Below are 25,765 nucleotides of genomic sequence, written 5' to 3'. Positions count from 1 at the left end.
CAGCGGACAGTAGCGAAGCCATCTGTCGATGCGCTTACAGATTGGCCGGCAGCGGCGCGCCGAACCACTTCTTCGACATCGTATCGAGCGTGCCGTCCTGGCGCGCCTGTTTGAGCGCTGCATCGACTTTCTGGCGCAGGCGCGGCTCGTTCTTGTTCAGGCCGACAAAGCACGGCGAGTCCTTGATCACGAACTTCGGCTCCGGGCGGCGCGGCGGATTCTTCGCGATGATCGCGGCCGCGACGATATTGCCGGCGGCGATCAGCTGCACCTGGCCGGACAGGAACGCGGAGATTGTCGCGTTGTTGTCCTCGAAGCGCTTGATGGTTGCGTTCGGCGCCATCTGCGTCAATGCGATTTCTTCGAGCGCGCCGCGGGTGGCGCCGACGGTCTTGCCGGTCAGGTCGGCGGGAGTGGTCACCTTGAGGTCGGCGGGGCCGAACACGCCCTGGTAGTACGGCGCATAAGCGGTCGAGAAATCCAGCACTTTTTCGCGCTCCGGCGTCTTGCCGAGCGACGAGATCACCAGGTCGACCTTGTTGGTCTGCAGGTACGGAATGCGGTTCGCGCTGTTTACCGGCACCAGTTCGAGCTTCGCGTGCAGGGCTTTGGCGAGCAACGCGGCGGTATCGATGTCGTAGCCTTGCGGTTTGAGGTCCGGGCCGACGGAGCCGAACGGCGGATAGTCTTCCGGCACGGCAACTTTCAATACGCCGCTTTTGGCGATGTTGTCGAGCGCATCGGCGTGCGCAGCGGGCGCGGCGAACATGACCAACGGTGCGGCCAGCAGCGCGGCGAGCCACGCGCGGCGCACACCAGGCGGACTTGCTTTAAGGCCATGGGCTGCGCGGCGGATGGAGCGGGAAAGCATCTCGGTCATGATGAGCGAATGGGCGGTGGTTTTTATCGGAATGAGTTTGCCGGGCTTCGCGGCAAATACCAGACGCCTTATTCAGCAAGCGTTATGCCATGCGCGGTGCGCGTGGGCTTACAAGGGAAAAGGCAATGCGATGCACCACAGTCGCGCGTAATCGCGCCCGATTGTGGTGCGTGCAGCCCGCAGCGATGTCGATGCGCGGGGAATCAGGTGGACCACAAACGCAGCGGCGCCGCGTCGACGCCATGCACCAGCGGGCGCAGCGTAGTCCAGCATTGCGTGAGCGCGCGCTGCAGCGGCTCCATCGAGCGGGCGACGGCGCGTACCAGCAGCACGCGTTGGCCTGCACCCGTTGCACCCGCCGCCCCTGCTTCGTAGCTGATGCACGAGGCAGCCGCACGCAGCGTGTCGTCGAATGGAAGTTGCTCGGTTAACGACTCGGCTAGCGTCTCGTCGCAGGCGGCACCCACAGCCCAAAGCGTGCCGTACGCGGGAAAGCCTGCAAGCCCTTGCGCGGCATCGCGCAGCGGATCGAGCGCACCCAGCAAGGCGCGTTCGAACCACAGCGGTTGACCATCGGCGCCGACGATCCGCGATACCGCGCGCAACGTGCCCGCCGACCAGCGTTCACCGGCGGCCTGGCGCCCGAGTTGGGTTGCCTCCCAACCCAGCACGCTCGCACCTTCCGCAATGCTCAGCGTGAAATCGAGCGACGCATGCGCATGGTCGAACACGATGTTGTTCTGCGGCAGCCAGTCGAGTTTGGCATGCGCGCCGACGTGAATTTCGATGCGCTGCTGCGCGATGCGGCCGTTCGATTTGTACCACTTGGTCGCGCCCGGCGTGGTGAGCACCGCATGCGTGTGGTCGGCCAATGCAACGTCGATTTCGAGCTGATCGCCGCCCGCGACACCGCCCGGTGGATGCACGATCACCGCATGGCAGATCGCGTTGCCTTCCGGGTAGAGCGGACGTTGCACGCGCAACGGACCTTCGTGCTTGCGATGGGTGAGCGCCGTGCGCGCATCAGGCAGCGCAGGCGTATGCCCGTGCTCACGCGGAGCGCCTTGCAGCGTAAAACCGAGTTCGAGCCGCGCGCGCCATTGAGCGTGTGCATCGGCGGCGGCGGAGGAGAGGGTAGCGGGTGGTTCGTGCAGCGACATGCGGGCGAGGATAGCACGCCGCTCGCAGCACGAAACGTGGCGCGAGCGGCGTGTGAATCGGTTTAAAGGAGGCGGCTCGAAACTTAAACCGCGATCAGCGAGCGTACGCCGTCGTCGTCCATATTGGCGCCTGCGCCGCCCGCGATAATCTCGCCGCGGCTCATCACCCAGTAGCGATCCGCAATCGCTTTCGCGAAGTCGTAGTACTGCTCGACCAGCAGCACCGTCAGCCCCATTTCCTCGACCAGCTGCCGCAGCGTGCGGCCGATGTCCTGAATGATCGACGGCTGGATGCCTTCGGTCGGTTCGTCGAGAATCAGCAATTGCGGTTCGCTCATCAACGCGCGGCCGATCGCGAGTTGCTGTTGCTGGCCGCCGGAAAGATCGCCGCCGCGCCGTGCGCGCATGTCCTTCAGCACCGGGAACAGCTCATAGATGCGATCGGGGATTTTCTTCGGCGCCTTGCGGCTTGCCGCGCCCACCAGCAGATTTTCTTCGACGGTCAGGCGCGGAAAAATATCGCGGCCTTGCGGCACATACGCAAGCCCTTGCGCCACGCGCGCATGCGGCGCCAGTTTGGTGATCTGCTCGCCGCGCCACGCGATGGTGCCGCTCTTCGGCGCCACCACGCCCATCAGACAGCGCAGCAACGTGGTCTTGCCCACACCATTGCGGCCCAGCAGCACCGTCAGCTTGCCGTCCGGCACCTCGAGCTTCACATTGCGCAAAATGTGGCTACCGCCGTAATACTGGTTCAGATTGGTCACTTCCAGCATGATGTTTGCAGCTCCAGTTCAGCGGCCAAGATACGACTCGATCACGTTCGCGTCGTTTTTCACGGTATCGAGCGTGCCTTGCGCCAGCACGCTGCCTTCGGCCATCACGGTGACCGTTCCTTTTTCGCCGGCCAGTGCGGCAACGAATTCCATATCGTGTTCGACCACCATCATCGAACACGTGCCGCGCAGGTGATTCAGCAGTTCGGCAAGCTGCATCGTCTCGTCGTCGGTCATGCCGGCGGCGGGTTCGTCGAGCAGCAGCAGCGCCGGTTGTTGCATCAGCAACATGCCGATTTCGAGCCGCTGCTTTTGCCCGTGCGACAACTCGCCGGCCGGCCGCCGCGCTTCGCTTTCGAGGTGGATCAGCTCGAGCGTTTCCTCGATGCGCGCCTGCGCGGCGCGGTCCAGACGCGCGCGCAGCGAAGCGAGCCAGCCCTTGTCGGTCTTCATCGCGAGTTCGAGGTTTTCCCACACCGGATGCTGCTCGAACACAGTCGGCTTCTGGAATTTGCGGCCGATGCCGGTGCGCGCGATCGCCGGTTCGTTCATGCGCGTCAGGTCGATGGTCTGGCCGAGGAAGACCTTGCCCGAATCGGGCGAGGTCTTGCCGGTGATCACGTCCATCATCGTCGTCTTGCCGGCGCCATTCGGGCCGATGATGCAGCGCAGTTCGCCGGCGTCGATCGACAGCGACAGCTTGTTCAGCGCGCGAAAGCCGTCGAAGCTGACCGTCACGTCTTCCAGATACAGGATCGTGCCGTGCGACGTATCGATTTCGCCGGGCGTGGCGACGTGGCCCATGCCGGCGACGCCGGACAAGGCCCGGTTATCTGCGTGTTCCGCCACGCTGCTGATGGGGTCGCTCATGTGCGGTTCCTTTTGCGCATTGCGAGTTCGATCAGGCCCATGATGCCGTTGGGCAGCAACAGCGGCACCAGCACGAAAATCAGGCCGAGGAAGAACAGCCAGTATTCGGCGAAGTACGCGGTAAAGAAGCTCTTTGCGCCGTTCACCGCGAACGCGCCGATGATCGGGCCGATCAGCGTGCCGCGGCCGCCTACGGCGACCCAGATCGCCATTTCGATCGAGTTGCCCGGCGACATTTCGCCAGGGTTGATGATGCCGACCTGCGGCACGTACAACGCGCCGGCGATACCGCACAGAATTGCGGACACGGTCCAGATAAACAGCTTGTACGCGAGCGGGCTGTAGCCGAGGAACATCAGCCGGGTTTCGCCATCGCGCACTGCGGTGACCACCCGGCCGAGCTTCGATGTGACGATTGCGCGCGCGGCGATAAACGACACCACCAGCACCGCGAAGGTCAGCAGAAACAGGACGGTGCGCGTGCCCGGATGCGCGACCGGAAAACCGGCAATGCGCTTGAAGTCCGTAAAGCCGTTGTTGCCGCCGAAGCCGGTTTCATTGCGAAAGAACAGCAGCATCGCGGCAAACGTCATCGCTTGCGTGATGATCGACAGGTACACGCCTTTGACGCGCGAGCGGAACGTGAAGAAGCCGAACACCCACGCGATCACGGCCGGCACCAGCACCACCAGCAGCAGCGCATAGCCGAGATGCTGCGTGCCTTGCCAGTACCACGGCAATCGATGCCAGTCGAGAAACACCATGAAGTCGGGCAGGTCGCTGCCGTACTTGCCTTCGTGGCCGATCGAACGCATCAGGTACATGCCGATCGCGTAGCCGCCGAGCGCGAAGAACAGGCCATGCCCGAGGCTCAGAATGCCGCAGTAGCCCCACACGAGGTCGAGCGCGAGCGCGGCGATCGCATAGCACATGAACTTGCCGGCGATCGTCATCGCATACGCGGACAGATGGAACGTGCTGGTTTCGGGCAGCACCAGCGCGGACAGCGGCACGCCGATGCCGATCACGAGGATCAGCGCGATCAGCGCCTGCCACGCACGGCGCGACAGCAGCGCGGGGCGCGGCGGTAAGCCGAGTGCGAAGCCGGACAGCTCGGCGCGTTGCTCGTCGCTGGCAGCGGTGCGTGCGTCGACGCCGGAGGCCGACGCGTTAGCGCCATGAGAACCGGGAGAAGTAACGGACGTCATATCAGGCCTCCGCGCTGCGGCCCTTGAGGGCGAACATGCCCTGCGGGCGCTTCTGGATAAACAGCACGATCAGCACGAGCACGGCGATCTTCGCGAGCACGGCGCCCCAGAACGGTTCGATTGCCTTGCTGACAAGGCCAAGGCCGAAGCCGCCGAGAATCGTGCCGGCCAGCTGGCCGACGCCGCCCAGCACGACCGCCATAAACGAATCGATGATGTAGCTCTGGCCGAGATCCGGGCCGACATTGCCGATCTGCGACAGCGCACAGCCGCCGAGACCCGCGATACCTGCGCCGAATGCAAACGCGTACGAGTCGACGCGCGCGGTCTTCACACCGACACAGGCCGCCATCCGACGGTTCTGCGTAACGGCGCGCACGAACAGGCCGAGGCGCGTCTTCGTCAGCACGGCCCACGCGATACCGACGACGATCAGCGAGAACGCCAGAATCGCGAGACGGTTGTACGGCAGGATCAGGTTCTGCATCACCGTGACGCCGCCGCTCATCCACGACGGGTTCACCACCTGCACGTTCTGCGCGCCGAAGATCATCCGCGTGGCCTGGATCAGGATCAGGCTGACACCGAAGGTGGTCAGCAGTGTTTCGAGCGGGCGGCCATAGAGGTGCTTCAGCACCAGCCGTTCGAGCACCATGCCGACTATCGCGGCAGCCACGAACGAAGCCGGAATCGCAAACAGCGGGTACCAGTCGAACGCGCCGGGCACAAAGCGCTGCACCAGGTTCTGCACCACATAGGTTGCATACGCACCGATCATCAGGAATTCGCCGTGCGCCATGTTGATCACGCCGATCAGCCCGTACGTGATCGCAAGGCCCAGCGCGGCGAGCAGCAGCACGCTGCCGAGCGACAGGCCCGCGAAGATCGTGCCGACGATCTCGCTGCGGCGCTGGATCGAATCGAGTGCATCGATGCCGGTTTGCGCGGCGGCGCGCACGCGCTCGTCGCTTTCCGCGAAGCTGCCGTCGGGCTTTTTCGCGACTAGCGGGCGCAGCAGTTCGTTCATTTCGAGGTCGCGCCGTGCGGCGACCAGTTGCACCGCTTCGAGACGCTTGCTCGCGTCTGCGTCGTGCAGCGCGGTCATCGCCCACAGCACGTCGAGGCGGCGCTTCAGCGTAGGGTCGGTTTCCTTCGCGCGGGCCGCATCGATCATCGGCTTCATCGATGCATCGGGACTCTTCAGCAACTCGGCGATCGCCGCGCGCCGCGTTTCGATGTCCGGCGCGGCGAGTTGCAGGCCCGACAGCGCGCCCGCGACTTTCGAGCGCAACTGGTTGTTCAGCGTGATCGGCTGCGCGTCGCCGGCGGCGACGGTCTTGCCGGTCACCGCATCGTGTGCGGTGTCGCCGTCCTGAAGTAGCACGGCGCCGGCATCGGTGGCGAGCGCGCTGTCTTCGGAAAGCGCCTTTAACACCGCCAGCGATTGCGTATCGTGATTGGCGATCAGCTTGTCGATCGCCGCGGATTTCGCGTCGAAATCGTCGCCGGCGAGCGGCGCGACATCGGCGGCGGTCAGCGCGAACGCATGCAGCGGGACGAGCAGCGCCAGCGCAACGCCGACGCTCGCGGCACGCGCCGCGCCAACGCCGCGCCGCGCCAGAGCGCGAATGGAAAATGTGGAAAACCCGGAGAACGCCATGATGGCCTTTGATGAGAAACCGGCAGGCACCGCCACGTATGTGGCAGCAGGCTCATGCGAACGAACCTGCCGCCACACGTGACGGTGTGACAAGTGCAGCGTGCTGTGCAACGACTCAGCCGCGCCGCACGAGCGCATCAAGCAAAACCTTATGCGACGGCAAAAGCACGCTTGCGACGCAGGAACTCGGGAATCGAGCTGACCACATCCGGCTTGCTCTGGTTACCGGCGATAAACGGGCTCCACGGTTGCGCGCGAATCGCGGTCTTGGTCTTCCACACGACGTTGAACTGTCCGTCGCCGCGAATTTCGCCGATCATCACCGGCTTGTGCAGATGGTGGTTGCCGTCCATCGACAGCGTGAAGCCCGAAGGCGCAGCGACGGTCTGGCCGATCATCGCGATGCGAACCTTGTCGACGTCGGTGCTCTTCGCTTTTTCGACGGCCTGCTTCCACATATGGATACCGACAAACGTGGCTTCCATCGGGTCGTTGGTCACGCGCTTCGAGCCGCCCGGCAGGTTTTGCGCCTTCACATACTCGGCCCACTGTTCCTTGAACTTCGTGTTGTTCGGGCCTTTCACCGACATGAAGTAGTTCCACGCGGCCAGGTGGCCGACCAGCGGCTTCGTATCGATACCGCGCAGTTCTTCTTCGCCCACCGAGAACGCGACCACCGGCACATCGGTTGCCTTCAGCCCCTGGTTGCCGAGTTCCTTGTAGAACGGCACATTCGAATCGCCGTTGATGGTCGACACGACCGTGGTCTTGCCGCCTTGCGAGAAGGTCTTGATGTTCGCGACGATGGTCTGATAGTCGCTATGACCGAACGGCGTGTAGACCTCCTGGATATCGCTGTCCTGCACGCCCTTCGAATGCAGGTACGCGCGCAGGATCTTGTTGGTGGTGCGCGGGTACACATAGTCGGTGCCCAGCAGGAAGAAGCGCTTCGCGCCGCCGCCTTCGCTGCCCATCAGATACTCGACCGCGGGAATCGCCTGCTGGTTCGGCGCCGCGCCCGTGTAGAACACGTTGCGCGACATCTCTTCGCCTTCGTACTGCACCGGGTAGTAGAGCAGGCCGTTCAGTTCTTCGAACACCGGCAGCACCGACTTGCGCGACACCGAGGTCCAGCAGCCGAACACGCAGGCCACCTTGTCCTGGGTCAGCAGGCCACGCGCCTTTTCGGCGAACAGCGGCCAGTTCGATGCCGGGTCCACCACCACCGGCTGGATCTGGCGGCCCATCACGCCGCCGTTCTTGTTGATGTCCGCGATGGTCATCAACGCGGTGTCTTTCAGCGACGTCTCCGAAATGGCCATCGTGCCCGACAGCGAATGCAGGATGCCGACCTTGATCGGACCGCTGTCCTGTGCGTTGGCGAAAGGAATCTTGCTCGCGAGTGCGAGTGCGCCCGACATCGAACCGAGCTTCAGAAGACTGCGACGTTTCATGTGCTACCCCTTGCCATTGGTGAGTTATTGGATGCCGCGGCGGCTGGCTGCCGCGACCTTGGTCGAAGCTGTTTGCTGCATGAATCGCATGACTGGCCGCGCCTGTTACTGCAAGGCATATGCCAACGTTGCAGCGCAGCGCCCAAACGGCCGTGCGCGCGCTGCGATATGCTTTGCTGGCCGTGCCGCTTGCGATGCTCGATGCGTCGGGCCAGCCTGGATGGGGGCCAAAGCGGTGCAACCGTGCGTCGCGCGCCTCGTTGCGGTGCGTGACGCGCCGCGACGAAGCATGTGAACCAGTGCGTGTTTGGTCCACGCGCCCGATCGGTGCAGTACAGCCATCCGGTTGTGCACGGGCGTGCTGCTGCATACACTGGAGGACCCCAGTTGCAAACCGACCCATCGCCTCAACCGAGGCACCGAGGAGACAAGAGATGAATGACCGTGCAGTCAATCCGCCCGACATGTCCGCGTTCTGGATGCCGTTCACCGCGAACCGCCAGTTCAAGAGCGCGCCGCGGCTGCTGTCGAGCGCCAAAGGGATGTACTACACGTCGCACGACGGCCGCCGGATCCTCGACGGCACCGCGGGCCTGTGGTGCGTGAACGCCGGCCATTGCCGCGACGAGATCGTCGCTGCGGTGCAGGCGCAGGCAGCGGAAATGGATTTCGCGCCGACCTTCCAGATGGGCCACCCGGTAGCGTTTGAAGCCGCGACGAAGATCGCGAAGCACACGCCCGGCGACCTGAAGCGCATCTTCTTCACGAACTCCGGCTCGGAAGCGGTCGATACCGCGCTGAAGATCGCGCTGGCTTACCACCGCGTGCGCGGCGAAGGGCAGCGCACCCGTTTTATCAGCCGCGAGCGCGCGTATCACGGCGTGGGTTTCGGCGGCACGTCGGTGGGCGGCATTCCGGCCAACCGCAAGGCGTATTCAGGCGCGATGCTGCCGGCGGTCGACCATCTGCCGCATACGCTGAACATCAAGGAAGCGGCGTTTTCGAAAGGGCAGCCGACGTGGGGCGCGCATCTGGCCGACGAACTCGAGCGTCTCGTCACGCTGCATGACGCTTCGACGATCGCTGCGGTGATCGTCGAGCCGGTGGCCGGTTCGACCGGTGTGATCGTGCCGCCGCAAGGCTACCTGCAGCGCTTGCGCGAGATCTGCGACAAGCACGGCATCCTGCTGATTTTCGATGAAGTGATCACCGGTTGGGGGCGTCTGGGCACACCGTTCGCCGCGCAGTTCTTCAATGTGACGCCCGATCTGCTGACGATGGCCAAGGGCACCAACAACGCCGCCGCGCCGCTCGGCGCGGTGGCTGCGAGCGAACGGATTCACGACACGATCGTCAACGGCACGGCGGCGGGCATCGAGCTGTTCCACGGTTATACGTATTCGGGGCATCCGATTGCGACCGCGGCGGCTTGCGCGACGATCGATCTGTATGAGCGCGAGCAGCTGTTCGCGCGTGCCGCGAAGATGGCGCCGTTCTTTGAAGCGGAAATCCACAAGCTGCGCGGCACGAAACATGTGATCGACGTGCGCAATATCGGGCTGATCGGCGGCGTGGAACTGGCGTCGCGCGATGGCGCGGTGGGCGCGCGCGCTTACGATACATTCGTCCGGTGCTTCCAGAAGGGGGTGATGGTGCGCATGGCGGGGGACATTCTCGCGTTCTCGCCGCCGCTGATCATCGAGGAAGAGCAGGTTGTCGAGCTGTTCAAGACTGTCGGCGAAGTGTTGAAGGAAGTGGATTGAGCTAGCTGCTAGCGTTGGGGCGTGCGGATGCGCGCCTTGACGACGTATAGCGCGTTCGAATGTCGCCTGCATGCGGCTCAATACTGTGTGGACGCAGGGGCGTGATGCGCACGGTGCTCGCCTGGGCACCGCGCGACGGCGGCGTTTGCAAGCCTGCCCGCGCCTGCCCGCCAGCGCACGGCGCACTGCCGCTTGCGCTAGCATGGGCGCACCGCTCATTCATTTGCGTTCACCCGCCTTCTCTCGAACGGAGATTTCTCCCGATGCCCGCTCCCTTTACGCTACTCGATGCCGTCGGCGCCAGCCGCACGCCGTCTGCGTGGCAAGACGCCGTGCTGATCCTCGTCGATCACCAGCGCGAATATGTCGACGGCAAGCTGCCGCTTACCGGCATGCCGCAGGCGGTGGCCGGCTGCGCCAGGCTGCTCGCGCTCGCGCGGCAGCATGGTACGCCGGTGATCCATGTGAAGCACGTTGGCGGTGCCGGCGGCGCGTTCGATCCGGCTAGCCCGCACGCGGCCTTTATCGAAGGGCTCGAACCGGCAAGCGGCGAGGCGAGCGTCGCGAAGAAACTGCCGAACAGCTTCGCCGGTACCGATCTCGCGGACCGGCTCACGGCCGTGGGGCGTAAAGAACTGATCGTGGGCGGCTTCCAGACGCATATGTGCATCAGCGCGACGGTGCGTTCCGCGCTGGATCACGGCTATCGCGTGACGCTGGTGGCCGATGCCTGCGCGACGCGCGATCTGCCGGATCCGCTTGGCGGCGCAACGGTCGATGCGCAGACCTTGCATCGCATCACGCTCGCGGCTTTGCATGACCGCTTTGCGACGGTCGTGCCGGATGCGTCGGTGTGGCGTTGAGATAGACGAAGGGGCTTGCCGCGGTAGCGTTGCTTTGCTGTAGTGCTGCCGTCTGCGTGTGCGCGGCGGCTCGAGCCTGATGCACAGCTTACCGCGCGCGCTCCGCCGCAATAAAAAACGCCGGACATTCCGGCGTTTTTTTGTATCGGCTCAATCAACCCGAGCCCAATCAATAAGTCGGCACCGCAGGATCGACTTGCCGCGACCACGCATCGATCCCGCCTTGCAGGTTGTACACGTTCTTGTGCCCGCGCGATTCGAGGAACATCGCGACCTGCGCGCTGCGTGCACCGTGATGACAGATGCAGACCACCGGCGCTTCATCATCGAGTTCTTCGCTGCGCGCGGGAATCTCGCGCATCGGGATCAACGTGGTGCCGGCGATCTTGGCCGTTTCGATTTCCCACGGCTCGCGTACGTCGAGCAGCACCGGTTTGGCACGCGATTGATCGGCGAGCCATTCGGCGAGAGCAGGGGCGGTCAGGTTTTGCATCGATAAATCCGGTTGGGTTCGAAAAAATCCTAAGCGAGCGGCTCGCGGCCTTAGAACTTGAAGCGCGGCGGCTGCACCGCGTTGACCAGCGGCTCGACATAGGTTTCGAACACGTCGGCCACGCGGAACTGCTTTTCGTCGACGCGCGTGATGATTTGCGCTTTCATCACCGGCGCGGTGCCGACGAATGCCGCCAGACGGCCGCCGATCTTCAGATGCTCGAGCAGGTCTTGCGGCAGCACCGGCAGACCACCCGACACGCAGATCACGTCGTACGGCTGCGCCACGGCCCAGCCGCGCGCGGCGTCGCCGCTCGCGACTTCCGCGTTCAGCACGCCGTTCGCCGCGAAATTCGCTTTGGCGAGTTCGACCAGTTCCGGCTCGATATCGACGGTGAGCACGTGGTGCGCGCGGTTTGCGAGCAGCGCGGCCATATAGCCGGAGCCGGCGCCGATTTCCAGCACGCTTTCGTGCTTCTTCACCGCCAGTTCCTGCAGCACGCGCGCTTCGACGCGCGGCGCGAGCATGTGCTGGCCGGCCGGCAGCGGCACTTCGAAATCGACGAACGCCAGCTCGCGGTACGCGGCGGGCACGAAGTTCTCGCGCTTGACGATCGACAGCAGGTTCAGCACGTCCTGGTCGAGCACGTCCCAGGGGCGAATCTGCTGTTCGATCATGTTGAAGCGCGCTTGCTCGATATTCATGGTGGGTTCGTTCTGCGATGTGGTTGGAATGCCGGCAAGGCCGCGCGCAGCGCGCGGACCCCCGCGGGAGAACCTTGCGATTGTACCAAACCGGACGTTCCCGCCGTATTGCAGCGGGCTTGCAGCGGTGTGGTCCCGGCCGCTCGGTGTAAATCCCTACATGCTCGTCCTTGCAGTTTGCCTGCGCGCAAGCAAGAATGTAGAACGAGAATGTAATCGATTACATCTACGACGGAGCAACAGCGCCTGTACGCAGCCGCTCCGCCAACAAAAAATTCCGCGAGCAGACCTCGCGAGGAGACCTCCCGCATGTCCAGACCGTCAGCGCACGATCCCGGCGGCCCGCGCGCGGTTTCAACCAGCCGGGAGCGCGCGGCTTTGCCGGCGGGCAAGGAGATGTCGATCGGCAACGTCGCCGAGCAGGCGGGCGTGTCGGTCGCCACCGTGTCGCGCGTGCTGAACGGCCATCCGAACGTGCGCGCGGAAACGCGCGACAAGGTGCTGGCTGCCGTGGCTGCGAGCGGTTACCGCGTCAACGAACTCGCGCGCAACCTGCGCACCGCCGAGAGCCGCCTGCTGCTGACCATGGTGCCGGACGTCGGCAATCCCTTTTACGCGGAGATTGTGCGCGGCATCGATAGCGTCGCGCGCCAGCACGGCTATTTCATGTTGTTGTGCGATACCGGCGCCGATCCCGGCCGCGAGCGCAGTTACTTCGACATGCTGCGGCGGCGCCGCGCGGACGGCGCGATCTGCCTCGATCCAGCCACCGTGCAGCAGGCGCTGGCCGAAGAATCGATTGCGCTGCCGTGGGTCGCATGCTGTGAGTTCGATACGTCGGTGGGCGTGCCCTATGTGGGCATCGACAACTATCGCGCGGCCGGCGATGCGGTGCGGCATCTGTTGTCGCGCGGCCATCGGCGCATCGCGCTGATCAATTCCGGCGATGGCTATCTGTATGCGCGTCAGCGCGAGCAAGGTTATCTCGACGCGCTACGTGAGGCAGGTATCGTGCCGCTCGAGCATTGGCTGGTGCATCTGAATAGCCTCGATTACGAAGCGGGCGCATCCGCGGCCGCTACGCTGATGAGCCGCATGGGCACCGATGCGCCTACTGCGATCTTTGCCGTATCGGACACGCTCGCGATCGGCGTGATCAAGGGTTTGCGCAGCGTCGGCAAGCGCGTGCCCGACGATGTCGCGGTGGTCGGCTTCGACGATATTTCGCTCTCCGCGCAGATCGATCCACCGTTGACGACGATCGCTCAACCGATGCGTGAACTTGGCGAAACCGCTGCGCGGCTACTGCTGCAGCGTCTCGCGAACCGCGCCGCGCAGGTGCCGGGCGTGCTGTTGCCGCACCGGCTTGTCGTGCGCGGCAGCGCATAGAGAGGGCACAACGATGAGCCTCGCGATCCGCTTCGACGACATCCGCAAGGAATTCGGCCCGGTGCGCGTGCTGCACGGCGTGAGCTTCGAGCTGGCGCCAGGGCGCATCTACGGGCTGCTCGGCGAAAACGGCGCGGGCAAATCGACGTTGATGAAAATTCTCGCCGGCTACGAACAGCCGACCTCCGGCACCGTGCTGGTCGACGGCGCGCCGCGGCAGTTCGACGGTTCGCGCGCCGCCGAAGCGGCGGGCATCGTGCTGATCCACCAGGAATTCAACCTGGCCGAGCATCTGACGATCGCGCAGAACATGTATCTCGGCCACGAGAAGCGTCGCGGGATGCTGCTCGACGACGCGGCGATGCGCGCCGAAGCGAAGCGCTACCTCGCGCAAGTCGGCCTCGCGAAACACCCGGATACGAAGGTGCGCGATCTGATCGTCGCGGAAAAGCAGATGGTCGAGATCGCCAAGGCGCTGTCGCGGCACGCGCGTCTCTTGATCATGGACGAACCCACCGCGACGCTGACGCCCTCCGAAACAGAGCGACTGTTTGCGCTGATGGCGAAGCTGAAGGCCGACGGCGTGACGATCGTCTATATCTCGCACAAGCTCGACGAAGTCGAGCGCATCACCGACGAGGTGATCGTGATGCGCGACGGCCGCTTTGTCGCGCGTAACGATACTGCGTCGCTCGCGCGGCAGCAGATGGCGAACCTGATGGTCGGGCGCGAGTTGTCAGATATGTTTCCGGACAAGACGCCGGTGGCCGCCAATGCGCCGGTCGCGTTACGCGTCGACCGCTTGCAGGTGCCTGACTGGGTCGACGATCTGAGTTTCGACGTGCGTGCGGGCGAGGTATTCGGTTTTGCGGGGCTGGTCGGCGCGGGCCGCACCGAAGCGTTCGAAGCGATCATCGGCTTGCGGCCCCGCAGCGCCGGTACGATCGAAATCGGCGGGCGTCGCGTGGATCTGAAAAGCCCGCGCAACGCGATGCGCCACGGCCTCACCTATCTGAGCGAAGACCGCAAAGGCAAAGGCCTGCACGTCAACCTGAACCTGCAGGACAACCTGAACCTGATGACGCTTGAGCGCTACACGCACCCACTGCTCGATCTGAAAGCGGGCCGCGCGGCACTCGCCACCGCCGTGCGCGAGTTCGGCATCCGCACCGGCGACCTAGGCAGCCGCGCGCGCATGCTGTCGGGCGGCAACCAGCAGAAGCTCGCGCTCGCCAAGTTCCTGCAGCCGAACCCGAACGTGATCGTGCTCGATGAACCGACGCGTGGCGTCGACATCGGCGCGAAGCGCGACATCTATTTTCTGATTCACCGGCTTGCGTCCGAAGGGCGCGCGGTGATCGTGATTTCGTCCGAGCTGATCGAACTGATCGGCCTGTGCCACCGCGTCGCCGTGATGCGCGCGGGGCGGTTGCAGGCAGTGCTCGGCTTGGCCCACCTGACCGAAGAGGAGTTGATCGCTCATGCGACCGGCACCCACTGACACCGCCGCGCCGACCCCGCGCAGGGCGCGTCTCGCACACGTGCTGTATGGCTTCGGGCCGCTGCTGGGCCTGATCGTGCTGTGCGTGGCAGGCACGGCGCTGAATCGCGATTTCGCCACCGTCGACAACCTGATGAACGTGCTGACGCGCACGTCGTTCATCGGCATCATCGCGGTCGGCATGACCTTCGTGATCATTTCGGGCGGCATCGATCTGTCGGTGGGTTCGATGGCGGCGCTGATCGCCGGGGTCATGATCTGGCTGATGAATGCGCTGGGCGCGGGTATCGGCGGGCATACGTTCGCGCCGCTCGCGATCGTTGCGATCGGTATCGCGTGTGCGTTGGTGCTGGGTGCGTTGTTCGGCTGCGCGCACGGTCTGCTGATCACGAAGGGGCGCATCGAGCCGTTTATCGTCACGCTGGGCACGCTCGGCATTTTTCGCGCGGTGCTGACGTGGCTTGCCGACGGCGGCGCGCTGACGCTCGACAACAATCTCTCCGATTTGTACGGACCGGTCTATTACGCAAGCTTTCTCGGCATGCCGGTGCCGATCTGGGTGTTTCTGGTGGTGGCGGCGGGCGGCACGCTGATTCTGAATCGCACCGCGTTTGGACGGCATGTGCAGGCGATCGGCTCGAATGAACAGGTTGCGCGTTATGCGGCGATTCGCGTCGATACGGTGAAGATCGTCACGTATGTTCTGCTCGGTGTTTGCGTTGGTGTGGCCACTGTCCTCTACGTGCCGCGACTCGGTTCTGCGACGCCGACCACCGGCCTGTTGTGGGAGCTCGAAGCGATCGCGGCCGTGGTGGTGGGCGGCACCGCGTTGAAGGGCGGCGAGGGCCGCGTGATCGGTACTGTGATCGGAGCGGTGTTGCTGTCGGTGATCGCCAATATTCTGAATCTGACCAGCATCATCAGCGTGTATCTGAACGCGGCGGTGCAGGGCGTCGTGATTATCGTCGTCGCGTTTTTGCAGCGCGGGCGGCGTTGAGCAGCAAATCAAGCGGCAAGTTGGGTGGGCAATTCGTTCGTGCGTTTCGGCAGTCGGTGGGCAAGGTGGTAAACCGCAGCACAGTAGCAGCGGTTCGATAACGAATCCGGGCGCGCGATGCGTCCCACAATCAGGAGACAGCGATGAAACACGTGATACGAGCGGTCGGCGCCAGCATGCTGGCGCTAGGGATGCTGGGCCTCACGGCGACGGGCGTCGCGCGCGCCGACGAGAAGGTCGTACTGGGCGTGTCGATTCCGACGGCGGACCACGGCTTTACCGGCGGCATCGTGTGGTGGGCGAACAAGGCGAAAACCGATCTGGAAAAGGAGCACCCGGATCTAAAGGTGATCGTGAAGACTGCCGCGAGTGCGCCCGAACAGGCGAACCAGATACAGGATCTGGTCACCGTCAACAAGATCAACGCGTTGGTGATTTTCCCGCAAGAATCGGCATCGCTGACGCAGCCGGTCGCGCAGGTGAAGAAGAAGGGCGTGTACGTGACGGTGGTGGACCGTGGCCTGACCGATCCCAGCGCGCAGGACGCGTACGTGGCCGGCGACAACACCGCATTCGGCAAGATCCCGGCCGAATATCTCGCGAAGGCACTCGACGGCAAGGGCGACATCGTCGCGCTGCGCGGCATTCCGACCACGCTCGATAACGAGCGCTGGACCGCGTTCACCGGCGTGATGAAGCAGTATCCGAACATCAAGATTCTCGATGCGAAGTACGCGAACTGGAACCGCGACGACGCGTTCAAGGTGATGCAGGACTACCTGACGCGCTTCAAGCATATCGACGCCGTCTGGGCTTCCGACGACGACATGGCGGTCGGCGTGATCAAGGCGATCGACCAGGCCAAGCGCACCGACATCAAGATCGTGTTCGGCGGCGCGGGCTCGAAGGGCATGGTGAAGAACGTGATGGATGGTGCGCCGATGATCAAGGCGGACGTGTCGTACTCGCCGAAGTTCATCTACGACGCGATCAAGCTGACGGCCGAAGCGCGTCTGAAAGGCGACAAGCTGCCGCCGACGACGATCATTCCGTCGGTGCTGATCACGAAGGAAAACGCCAAACAGTTCTACTTCCCGGATTCGCCGTTCTGAGGTTTCGAGTGCGCGGTGCGTGCGGTGCGCAGGGGCGCACCGCCGCCGCGCGTTCAATCATTGACGGAGACGCACGATGAAAACGATCAAAGGGCCCGCGATCTTTCTCGCGCAGTTCCTTGGCGAAGACCCGCCGTTCGATACGCTTGGGCATCTGGTGCAATGGGCGGCGGGGCTTGGTTTCAAGGGTATCCAGCTGCCGGTTGCGCCACAGCTGATCGATATTGAGCAGGCGGCGAGCAGCCAGACTTACTGCGATGAATTGCTGGGTGTGGTGGCGGATGCGGGTGTGACGATCACGGAGCTGGCGACGCATTTGCAAGGGCAACTGGTGGCTGTGCATCCGGCGTATGACCTGCTATTCGACGGCTTTGCCGCGCCGCATGTGCGGGGTAATCCGCAGGCGCGCACCGAATGGGCTATCGAGCAGATGAAACTGGCGGCCAAGGCGTCGCAACGGCTTGGGTTGAACAGCCATGTGTCGTTTTCGGGCGCGCTGGCGTGGCCGTATGTCTATCCGTGGCCACAGCGGCCGGCGGGGCTCGTCGAAGCGGCTTTCGACGAACTTGCGCGCCGCTGGAAGCCGATTCTCGATGCGTTCGATGAAGCAGGTGTCGATGTTTGCTACGAGTTGCATCCGGGAGAAGACCTGCACGATGGCGTGAGCTTCGAGCGTTTCCTCGCAGCCGTGCATGACCATCCGCGCGCGAACATTCTGTTCGATCCGAGCCACTACGTGCTGCAGCAACTCGATTACCTCGAGTTCATCGATATTTATCACGAACGTATCAAGGCCTTTCACGTGAAGGACGCGGAGTTTCGTCCGAATGGCCGGCAGGGTGTGTATGGCGGGTACAGCGGGTGGCTTGAACGGGCGGGGCGCTTTCGGTCGCTGGGCGATGGGCAGGTGGATTTCGGCGCGATCTTCTCGAAGATGGCGCAGTACGATTTCCCCGGCTGGGCGGTGCTTGAGTGGGAGTGCGCGTTGAAGCATCCGCAGGATGGCGCGCGTGAAGGCGCGGAGTTTATCAAGCGGCACATCATTCGCGTGGCGGAGCGTGCGTTTGACGACTTCGCGGGCAGTGGCGTTGATCAGGCGCAGTTGCGGCGGGTGTTGGGTATTTGATGAGCGGGCGTTGCGCGCGCAATGTGCGACTTGCAGTGTGCGATGTGCAGCGTGCGTGCGCGACCCGAACGGAGATCGACGATGGCGCGAAGACTAAGGCTTGGGATGGTCGGTGGTGGGCAAGGTGCATTCATCGGCGCAGTGCACCGGATGGCCGCGCGGCTAGATGACTGCTTCGAAATGGTGGCGGGCGCGTTGTCTTCGGATGCGCAACGCGCGCAGGCCAGTGCGGACGACGCGCATATCGCGCGTAGCTACTCCGACTGGCGCGAGATGGCCCGCGCCGAAAGCGCGCGCGACGACGGTATCGATGCGGTCGCGATCGTCACGCCGAATCATTTGCATGCGCCGGTCGCGACTGCGTTTCTCGAAGCGGGCATTCATGTGATTTGCGACAAGCCGTTGGCGGTGTCGCTGGCAGAAGGGGAGGCGCTGGCGAAGCTGGCGCGGGACAAGCGCAGGCTGTTTGCGCTGACGCATACGTATTCGGGTTATCCGATGGTTCGCTATGCGCGCGAGCTGGTTGAAGCGGGCGAGCTTGGTGAAGTGCGCGTCGTGCAGGTCGAGTATGCGCAGGACTGGTTGGCGCTGCCGGTTGAACAGAGCGGTACGAACAAGCAGGCTGTGTGGCGCACGGACCCGGCGCAGTCGGGGCCGGCTGGGTGTCTTGGCGATATCGGGACGCATGCTTATCACCTTGCTGGGTTCATTACGGGGATGCTGCCGGCGGCGCTTTCGGCGGACGTGCATACGTTCGTGCCGGGGCGGCGTCTGGATGATCATGCGCAGGCGATGTTGCGCTATGCGAATGGCGCACGTGGAATGCTGATGGCGAGCCAGGTGGCGGGCGGTGCGGAGAACGCGTTGCGGCTGCGGGTGTATGGCACGAAGGGTGGTATCGCGTTCGATCAGGAGCAGCCGAACGAGCTGTGGTTCACGCCGTTGGGCGGCGCTGCGCAGCGCTTGACGCGCGGGCGGGTGAACAGCGCGGCGGCCGCGCATGCGACGCGTGTGCCGGCGGGGCATCCGGAGGGGTACCTTGAGGCGTTCGCGCAGCTTTACAAGGATGCGGCACTGCAGATCGAGGCGCTGGATGCGGGGCGGCCTGTGCCGGCGGAAAGCCGCTTTTTGACGACGGTCGATGACGGGGTCGCGGGCTTGCGGTTTGTTGAAGCGATGCTGGCGAGCAGTGCGGCGGGTGGGCAGTGGCGCGAGGTTTGAGCGGCGGATGAGCGATTTAAGCCTCGCAATGGCAAGCTTTGCGGGGAGTCGCTAAGAGGCTGCATCACAGAAATAAAGCATCAACTTCCGGCTAGGCACGAGCGGCGTAATAGCAAGCCTGCTTTTTTGCCCCGATGAAAGCAGGTACGCCGGAAGTGAGTTTGTCCGAAGTTTGCATACATTTTTCGGTCAGCACATTGCAAAATGGCCCGGCCTCGTCGATCAGCCCTTGCTCTTCCTGATCTGCTCTTCAAACGCCAGATCGAGCTTGCTTGCCTTGCGTGGTTTCTTCGGCCCGAAGTCATCGACGAACTTGACGAACTCATCAAGCGGTAGCGGATCGCACAATTTCTGATCCGCGCCGCTCGAACGATCGACCAGATAAAAGACGCCGCCCGACAGGCTGATCGCCGCGTAGCGCGTATTACCGCTGCGGGTTTTCAGCCGTTCGACGGCGTGGATGGCTCGGGTGGTGCGCATGGCAGTCAGTTCGAATCGTTGGACAGGCCGATCAATTGCTCTGCGTACAGGGCAATCACGTGTGCAAAGTCGGCAAATTTTCCGTCATCGCTGCGGAACCGGTGTTCGTCCCGAATACGTTGCAGTTCGTCCGAGCTTGCGTCAGACAGGAACTCATCATCGAAGAATGCCCCAAGAAGTGCCGCTTCGCGATGATTGCGCAACGTCGGCGTATCGAGCTTGAGAAGATCGAGCATATAAGTCGCACCGCGATCGTTCTCATCGCGTGCCGCAATACCTCCGTCGAACGCGTATAGAAAGCGCCGCTCGCATTGCACGTCGAACGGCGACACGCAAAGATCCTGATCGAAATGCCGGTCCTTTGCGTGTCCGCAGTGAAGTGGAGGTGCCGGCAGCCGCATGCAAGATGCGAGCAGATTGCGATACTCGAGCGCCAGCGCCTCCGATTGCTCTTGCGGTACGAAGTGTTCGATATGGCTATTGTCTAAACCGATGCGACGGCCACAATAGCAACAGGTGGAGCCTTGTTCTGCTAGCAGCGCTTCGTGGACCGCCTGCTTTTGCGGGTTGCGCAGGCTGCTATAGGTGGGTACCCAGTTTTCATTCGTGCAAGCTTTCCACTCTTCGAATAGTGCTGGCGATTCCCCTTTTTCAACGTATCTCATCGGCCCACTACCTCTTTTCGTTTCAGCAACGCTCGCGCTCGTGTCAGATCAGCGATCCCTGGCGCCAACTTCTCAAGCTCGGCCAGTTGTGCTCGCGCGTTGTCTAACTGGTTTCTCTCCAGAGACGCAAACAGACTCGAGACGGCGTTCTGTACATCAACAGGGCGAGCGGGAGCATCCATCACTTCCTGCAGGACCGAACTGGAGTCGAGCCCGTAGCTGATTTGAGGATGGGACGAGCCATTTCCCGACAGCACGATGATCTGCTCCGGACGCATCTCGCTGAGTACTTGCGGCGAGTGGCTTGCCACAATGAATTGCACGGACGGGAATGCGGCCTGCAACCCAAGCGTGAGCGCCCGTTGCCACTTGGGATGCAAATGCATATCTAGTTCGTCGATCAGTACGATGCCAGGCGTGGCTTCCATGACCTGTTGGCCAAGACGCGGATTGAGCAGGCAAATGCGTCGCGCGATGTCACCGACCAGTCCGATGATCGTCTTCTGGCCGTCACTCAGGTTCTCGAGCAGATCGGGCGCCGATTTTCCCTTCCACGCGACCATCAAGTTGTTTTCACGCATGTCATAACGGATGCCCGCTATGTCCTCAATCGCACTGGACAGTGCCTGGTTGATCAGCGCGAGTTCATCGTCTTCAATTTCGTCGAACGTCTTTCCTGTTTCCGAGCATGTTTGATAGCGCTCCAGGCACTTGGCTATCGTCCAGGTCTGCAGCGCGCGCCAATCCGCGGACGCGTTCCAATAGTTCAAATACGCGTCAAGACGTGCGTTCTGGTGTGTCGCTGCGGCGATGACGTCCGAGTGCACTTCGTTCCATTGTCGGTTTGCCTGATAGAACGCAAGCACTGGCAGTGGAGGTTGCAGGATTGTTGTGCCCGATTGATTGGCGTTTTCAATCCCTTGTTGCCACATCAGGCCCGGCGGATTCCCCGATATCTGGGCCGCGCTGACCCCGGACGAACGCGTAACCGACCACGATACGGACTGGCCAAGCAGTGTCCCGGCCGACTCCACGATCACTGGATATTGCCGGTCGAAGCGGATGCGGCCGTCCACATTCACGCGCTCGAGACGTACCTGGCCGTCGAGCCATTCCGGATTGACCGCGTTCCGCATGAATGAGGTAAATCCCGCAAAAGACTGCGCGATCGCGGTCAGCAGCGACGTCTTCCCACTACCATTAACTCCGACGAGCACATTGAACCGCGACGAAAAGTTCACCGTCAGGTCGCGGTGACCACGGTAGTTCACCAGACGTACCTGTTCGATTTTCATCATCAAGCTCCTGCTTGTCGGTTCTCAGCGATTTTAAAGCCAATGCTTGCGCGCTTCGCACGCGGATGTGTCAAGAATCGTCACTGACTCAAATAGACAAACTTCCCACCCTTAACCATCCCCATCACGCTAGCCCGCTGATCCAACCCAACGTGATCCTTCGCGCTGGTATTCACCACGCCGTTCGGCACCACAAGCTCATGCGCATGCTCTAACTCATTACGCAGCGCCACGCGAAACTCCAACGTCCCCGGTTGCGCGGTCTTCAACGCGCGCGCCACCGCATCCTGCAACCGCGGATAAACCCCCGCCGCATCGCCAGCAAACTGCGTCACCGTACCCGGCCCATACTTCGCCTCATACTGATCGACAAACGCCAGCGCCGCCTTCTTCGCCGGATGATCAACCGGCAGCGTACGCGCCACCACCACCGGCTGCGTCGGGAACAACGTGCCTTCCACGTCCTTGCCGCCGAGCTTGATGAACTCCGGCGTCGCGATCCCGTGCGTCTGATAGATCGCGCCTTTATAACCGCGCTCCACCAGCGTGCGTTGCGGCAGCACAGTCGGCGTACCAGCGCCCGCAATCAGCACCGCATCCGGTTTCGCCGCGATCAGCTTCAGCACTTGCCCCGTCACACTCGCATCCGTGCGGTTAAAGCGCTCAGTCGCCACCACCTGGATATGCCGCAGCGTCGCAAACTTCGTGAACTCATTAAGCCAGCTATCGCCGTAACTGTCCGCAAAGCCGATAAAACCCACCGTCTTCACATTGTGGTTAGCCATATAACGCGTCATCACATCGGCCATCGCGCTATCGGTCTGCGCCATCTTGAACGCCCACACGCGCTTGCCTTCCTGCGGCTCCACCACGCTTGCCGAGCCGATCAGCGTCACCATCGGCGTCTGGCTATCGGCAACCGGATCGAGCGCCGCCAGCGCAGCCGGCGTGATATTCGGCCCAACAATCACATCGACATGATCTTCGTCGATCAGCTTGCGGATATTGCGCACCGCGGCGCCCGGGTCCGAGCCGTCGTCGAGCACGATGTATTGCGCGTTCTGGCCGGCAATCGTCTTCGGCCACATCAGCATCGCGTTCTTGCTGGTAATGCCGATCGCAGCGGCCGGGCCGGTGCTCGACAAATCGATGCCGACCTTCAGGTCCGCATGCGCCGCCGCGGAACACAGCCACACGCCAAGCGCCGCAAGCCGGCACAGGTTCTTCTTATATGACGTCATGCAAAAACACTCCATAACCCAATAAAAGCAACGCAGCCGTAGCGCGGCTCATAGCTCGTACGATTCGCTTTCGCCCTTCAGCGCCTGTTCGATCAGCTTGCGATTCAAACTCGGCGACAGCAGCTCGACCAGCGTATACACATAGCTGCGCAGATACGCCCCCTGTTTCAGTGCGACGCGCGTCACATTGCTGCCGAACAGATGCCCAACCGGCATCGCGCGCAGATGGCGGTCGCGCTCCGGGTTGAACGCGATGTCGGCGAGGATGCCCACGCCAAGCCCCAGTTCGACGTAAGTCTTGATCACATCCGCGTCGATCGCCTCGAGCACGATGTCCGGGTGCAGGCCGCGCAGCCGGAACGCCTCGTTGATCTTGGTGCGGCCGGCAAACGCTGCCTCGTAGGTAATCAGCGGGAACTGGCTCAAGTCGTCCAGCGATAACTGTTTTCGCTCGAGCAACGGGTGATCATCCTGCATCACCGCGACGTGGTGCCACGTAAAGCACGGCAGCGCCACCAGATCCTTATAGCTGGACAACCCCTCGGTGGCGACCGCAACATCGGCCTGATCCTGCAGCACCATCTCCGCCACCTGGCTCGGGCTGCCTTGCAAAATAGAAAGGTGAACCTTCGGATAACGCTTCTTGAACTCGGCGATTGCGGTCGGCAGCGAGTAGCGCGCCTGCGTATGGGTCGCGGCGATCACCAGGTTGCCCTGGTCTTGCGCGGCGTAATCCTTACCGATCCGTTTCAGGCTTTCAACTTCCTGCAGAATCTTTTCAACCGAAGCCAGGATGATGCGGCCCGGCTCGGTCAGCGACCGCACCCGCTTGCCGTGCCGGGTGAAGATCTCGACGCCGAGCTCGTCCTCCAGCTCGATGATCGCCTTCGAGACGCCCGGCTGGCTTGTATACAGCGCCTTGGCGGCTTCGGTGAGGTTGAAGTTCTGCCGGACGGCCTCGCGGACGAAGCGGAACTGGTGCAGGTTCATATATAACCTCTCCGCATATCAAAAGAATTTTTTAGTCGTTTGAAATATAAGGCGAGTTTATTACGATTTGTCCAACTTTTCCAATATGGATATCTCTTTTTGTCATTAGCAAATCACGAAGGGGTCTGCGGTCAAGCACTTGACTTGCGACGCTAATGAACCGAACTGAGGTGTCTGTCGCGCGGCGTAACCGGAACGCCGCGTGGGAGTGGGTAAACGAAAAACTGGGGTCCCCGAATGTACCAATACGATCAGTACGACCAGACCATCGTTGACGAACGCGTCGCGCAGTACGCCGACCAGGTTCGTCGCCGCTTGTCGGGCGAATTGAGCGAAGAAGAGTTCCGCCCGCTGCGTCTGCAGAATGGCCTGTACATGCAGCGCCACGCGTACATGCACCGCATCGCGATTCCTTACGGCAACCTGCGCAGCGACCAGCTGCGCATGCTGGCCACGATCGCGCGCGAGCACGACCGCGGCTACGGCCACTTCTCGACGCGCACCAACATCCAGTACAACTGGGTCAAGCTCGAAGAAACGCCGGAAATCCTGCGCAAGCTGGCTTCCGTGCAGATGCACGGCATCCAGACGTCGGGCAATTGCATCCGTAACATCACCGCCGATCAATTCGCGGGCATCGCGGCCGACGAGATCGTCGATCCGCGCCCGTGGGCAGAAATTCTGCGTCAATGGTCGACGTTCCACCCCGAATTCGCGTGGCTGCCGCGCAAGTTCAAGATCGCTGTATCCGGTACCAAGGAAGACCGCGCCGCGGTGCAGATCCACGACCTGGGCGTCTATCTGAAGAAGAACGACGCGGGCGAAGTGGTGGCCAGCATCATGGCGGGCGGCGGCTTGGGCCGTACACCGATCATCGGCTCGATCATTCGCGAAGATTTGCCGTGGCAGCACCTGCTCACGTATTGCGAAGCCGTGCTGCGTGTGTACAACCGCTACGGCCGCCGCGACAACCTGTACAAGGCGCGCATCAAGATTCTGGTGAAGGCGCTGTCGCCGGCCAAGTTCGCGCAGCAGGTGGAAGAAGAGTGGCAGCACCTGAAGGACGGCCCCTCGACGCTGACGCAAGCCGAACTCGACCGCGTGTCGCAATACTTCGTGCCGCCGCAGTACGAAAAACTGGCGGACACCGACGCATCGTTCGAAAAGCATCTGCTGGAAAGCCGCGGTTTCGCGCGCTGGGTCGAGCGCAATGTGCGCCCGCACCGCGTGTCGGGCTATGCGGCGGTCACGTTGTCGCTGAAGCCGCACGGCGTGGCTCCCGGCGACGCAACCGACGCGCAGATGGACGCGGTCGCCGATCTCGCCGATGAATTCTCGCTCGGCGAACTGCGCGTGTCGCACGAACAGAACCTGATCCTGGCCAACGTGCAAAAGCGCGAACTGTACGCGCTGTGGGAAAAGGCCAAGACGGTCGGCTTCGCGACGCCGAACATCGGCTTGCTGACCGACATCATCGCGTGCCCGGGCGGCGATTTCTGCTCGCTCGCGAATGCGAAGTCGATTCCGATCGCCGCGGCGATCCAGCAACGCTTCGACGATCTCGATTACGTGTACGACCTCGGCGAACTGTCGCTGAACATTTCCGGTTGCATGAACTCGTGCGGCCATCATCACGTCGGCAACATCGGCGTGCTGGGCGTCGACAAGGACGGCTCCGAGTGGTACCAGGTGTCGCTTGGCGGCGAGCAGGGCAGCGGCGCAACGGGCGCGCATCTGGGCCGTGTGATCGGCCCGTCGTTCTCGGCTGAAGAGATGCCCGACGTGGTGGCGAAGGTGATCGACACGTTCGTCGAACACCGCAACGACGGCGAGCGTTTCATCGATACGTACAACCGTATCGGCATCACGCCGTTCAAGGAGCGTGTGTACGCTTCGCGCCAACCCGCCCACGCGTAA

At 62.8% G+C, this 25,765-nt stretch carries 23 protein-coding genes; 9 read left to right on the top strand and 14 right to left on the bottom strand.

All coding sequences use genetic code 11. The features are described from left to right. Positions 1 to 34: 34 nt before the first annotated feature. From ACYVNQ_RS34980 to urtA, 7 genes are all read right to left on the bottom strand, one after another. Positions 35 to 871 carry a transporter substrate-binding domain-containing protein gene (locus ACYVNQ_RS34980; protein ID WP_460909825.1) on the bottom strand — a complete coding sequence of 279 codons (837 nt, stop codon included), beginning with the start codon at positions 869 to 871 and terminating at the stop codon, positions 35 to 37. Positions 872 to 1,083: 212 nt separating this feature from the next. Further along, complete coding sequence (locus tag ACYVNQ_RS34975; RefSeq protein WP_460909822.1) at positions 1,084 to 2,040, bottom strand: urease accessory protein UreD; 957 nt, start codon at positions 2,038 to 2,040, stop codon at positions 1,084 to 1,086. Positions 2,041 to 2,123: 83 nt separating this feature from the next. Beyond that, entirely contained in the window at positions 2,124 to 2,816 is a 693-nt protein-coding gene (urtE, locus tag ACYVNQ_RS34970) for an urea ABC transporter ATP-binding subunit UrtE (protein WP_460909819.1), read from the bottom strand. Between the two features lie 18 nt (positions 2,817 to 2,834). Further along, a complete protein-coding gene (gene urtD / locus ACYVNQ_RS34965) occupies positions 2,835 to 3,686 on the bottom strand; it encodes an urea ABC transporter ATP-binding protein UrtD (protein ID WP_460909816.1) in 852 nt (283 codons plus the stop codon). Continuing rightward, complete coding sequence (gene urtC / locus ACYVNQ_RS34960; RefSeq protein ID WP_460909813.1) at positions 3,683 to 4,894, bottom strand: urea ABC transporter permease subunit UrtC; 1,212 nt, start codon at positions 4,892 to 4,894, stop codon at positions 3,683 to 3,685. Before urtC ends, urtD begins: the two co-directional genes overlap by 4 nt. Before the next feature lies 1 nt (position 4,895). Further along, positions 4,896 to 6,554, bottom strand: coding sequence for an urea ABC transporter permease subunit UrtB (gene urtB / locus ACYVNQ_RS34955; RefSeq protein ID WP_460909810.1), 1,659 nt, complete (start codon positions 6,552 to 6,554; stop codon positions 4,896 to 4,898). A 149-nt stretch (positions 6,555 to 6,703) separates the two neighbouring features. Next, a complete protein-coding gene (urtA, locus tag ACYVNQ_RS34950; protein ID WP_460909807.1) occupies positions 6,704 to 8,008 on the bottom strand; it encodes an urea ABC transporter substrate-binding protein in 1,305 nt (434 codons plus the stop codon). Positions 8,009 to 8,442: 434 nt separating this feature from the next. Here urtA and aptA point away from each other — a divergent pair, with 434 nt between their 5' ends. Both aptA and ACYVNQ_RS34940 read left to right on the top strand, forming a co-directional pair. Then, positions 8,443 to 9,771, top strand: coding sequence for an omega-aminotransferase AptA (gene aptA, locus ACYVNQ_RS34945; protein ID WP_460909804.1), 1,329 nt, complete (start codon positions 8,443 to 8,445; stop codon positions 9,769 to 9,771). A 263-nt stretch (positions 9,772 to 10,034) separates the two neighbouring features. After that, positions 10,035 to 10,634 (top strand): cysteine hydrolase family protein, encoded by a 600-nt coding sequence (locus tag ACYVNQ_RS34940; protein WP_460909801.1) that lies wholly within the window; start codon positions 10,035 to 10,037, stop codon positions 10,632 to 10,634. A gap of 169 nt (positions 10,635 to 10,803) precedes the next feature. Here the strand turns inward: ACYVNQ_RS34940 and ACYVNQ_RS34935 are convergent, their stop codons facing one another. Then, positions 10,804 to 11,127, bottom strand: a complete 324-nt coding sequence (locus tag ACYVNQ_RS34935) for a rhodanese-like domain-containing protein (protein ID WP_460909798.1) — start codon at positions 11,125 to 11,127, stop codon at positions 10,804 to 10,806. A 50-nt stretch (positions 11,128 to 11,177) separates the two neighbouring features. Beyond that, the gene (locus tag ACYVNQ_RS34930; protein ID WP_460909795.1) at positions 11,178 to 11,831 is read right to left on the bottom strand and encodes a protein-L-isoaspartate O-methyltransferase family protein; all 654 of its coding nucleotides are present in this window, start codon (positions 11,829 to 11,831) and stop codon (positions 11,178 to 11,180) included. 396 nt (positions 11,832 to 12,227) lie between these two features. Between ACYVNQ_RS34930 and ACYVNQ_RS34925 the strand changes: the two genes are divergently transcribed. The 6 genes from ACYVNQ_RS34925 to ACYVNQ_RS34900 all read left to right on the top strand — a co-directional run bounded on the left by ACYVNQ_RS34925 (position 12,228) and on the right by ACYVNQ_RS34900 (position 19,177). Continuing rightward, entirely contained in the window at positions 12,228 to 13,220 is a 993-nt protein-coding gene (locus ACYVNQ_RS34925) for a LacI family DNA-binding transcriptional regulator (protein WP_460911219.1), read from the top strand. A 13-nt stretch (positions 13,221 to 13,233) separates the two neighbouring features. After that, positions 13,234 to 14,721 (top strand): sugar ABC transporter ATP-binding protein, encoded by a 1,488-nt coding sequence (locus ACYVNQ_RS34920; RefSeq protein WP_460909792.1) that lies wholly within the window; start codon positions 13,234 to 13,236, stop codon positions 14,719 to 14,721. Then, a complete protein-coding gene (locus ACYVNQ_RS34915) occupies positions 14,702 to 15,718 on the top strand; it encodes an ABC transporter permease (protein WP_460909789.1) in 1,017 nt (338 codons plus the stop codon). Before ACYVNQ_RS34920 ends, ACYVNQ_RS34915 begins: the two co-directional genes overlap by 20 nt. Before the next feature lie 143 nt (positions 15,719 to 15,861). Next, positions 15,862 to 16,830, top strand: coding sequence for a substrate-binding domain-containing protein (locus tag ACYVNQ_RS34910; protein ID WP_460909786.1), 969 nt, complete (start codon positions 15,862 to 15,864; stop codon positions 16,828 to 16,830). 76 nt (positions 16,831 to 16,906) lie between these two features. After that, positions 16,907 to 17,956: a sugar phosphate isomerase/epimerase family protein gene (locus tag ACYVNQ_RS34905; RefSeq protein ID WP_460909783.1), complete on the top strand. Its 1,050-nt coding sequence runs from the start codon at positions 16,907 to 16,909 to the stop codon at positions 17,954 to 17,956. Between the two features lie 81 nt (positions 17,957 to 18,037). Then, positions 18,038 to 19,177, top strand: a complete 1,140-nt coding sequence (locus tag ACYVNQ_RS34900) for a Gfo/Idh/MocA family protein (protein WP_460909780.1) — start codon at positions 18,038 to 18,040, stop codon at positions 19,175 to 19,177. A gap of 222 nt (positions 19,178 to 19,399) precedes the next feature. Here the strand turns inward: ACYVNQ_RS34900 and ACYVNQ_RS34895 are convergent, their stop codons facing one another. From ACYVNQ_RS34895 to ACYVNQ_RS34875, 5 genes are all read right to left on the bottom strand, one after another. Then, on the bottom strand, positions 19,400 to 19,657 hold the full coding sequence (locus ACYVNQ_RS34895) for a hypothetical protein (RefSeq protein ID WP_460909776.1): 258 nt from the start codon (positions 19,655 to 19,657) through the stop codon (positions 19,400 to 19,402). A 5-nt stretch (positions 19,658 to 19,662) separates the two neighbouring features. Next, complete coding sequence (locus tag ACYVNQ_RS34890) at positions 19,663 to 20,322, bottom strand: retron system putative HNH endonuclease (RefSeq protein WP_460909773.1); 660 nt, start codon at positions 20,320 to 20,322, stop codon at positions 19,663 to 19,665. Next, positions 20,319 to 21,617, bottom strand: coding sequence for an AAA family ATPase (locus tag ACYVNQ_RS34885; RefSeq protein ID WP_460909770.1), 1,299 nt, complete (start codon positions 21,615 to 21,617; stop codon positions 20,319 to 20,321). Before ACYVNQ_RS34885 ends, ACYVNQ_RS34890 begins: the two co-directional genes overlap by 4 nt. An 80-nt stretch (positions 21,618 to 21,697) precedes the next feature. Next, positions 21,698 to 22,858: an ABC transporter substrate-binding protein gene (locus ACYVNQ_RS34880; protein WP_460909768.1), complete on the bottom strand. Its 1,161-nt coding sequence runs from the start codon at positions 22,856 to 22,858 to the stop codon at positions 21,698 to 21,700. Between the two features lie 48 nt (positions 22,859 to 22,906). Continuing rightward, positions 22,907 to 23,848 carry a CysB family HTH-type transcriptional regulator gene (locus tag ACYVNQ_RS34875; protein WP_460909765.1) on the bottom strand — a complete coding sequence of 314 codons (942 nt, stop codon included), beginning with the start codon at positions 23,846 to 23,848 and terminating at the stop codon, positions 22,907 to 22,909. Between the two features lie 237 nt (positions 23,849 to 24,085). On the opposite strand from ACYVNQ_RS34875, the gene ACYVNQ_RS34870 reads away from it, so the two are divergent. After that, a complete protein-coding gene (locus ACYVNQ_RS34870; protein ID WP_460909762.1) occupies positions 24,086 to 25,765 on the top strand; it encodes a nitrite/sulfite reductase in 1,680 nt (559 codons plus the stop codon).

This window comes from Paraburkholderia jirisanensis, from assembly GCF_054782355.1.
This window is presented reverse-complemented; position numbering and strand designations above follow the sequence as displayed.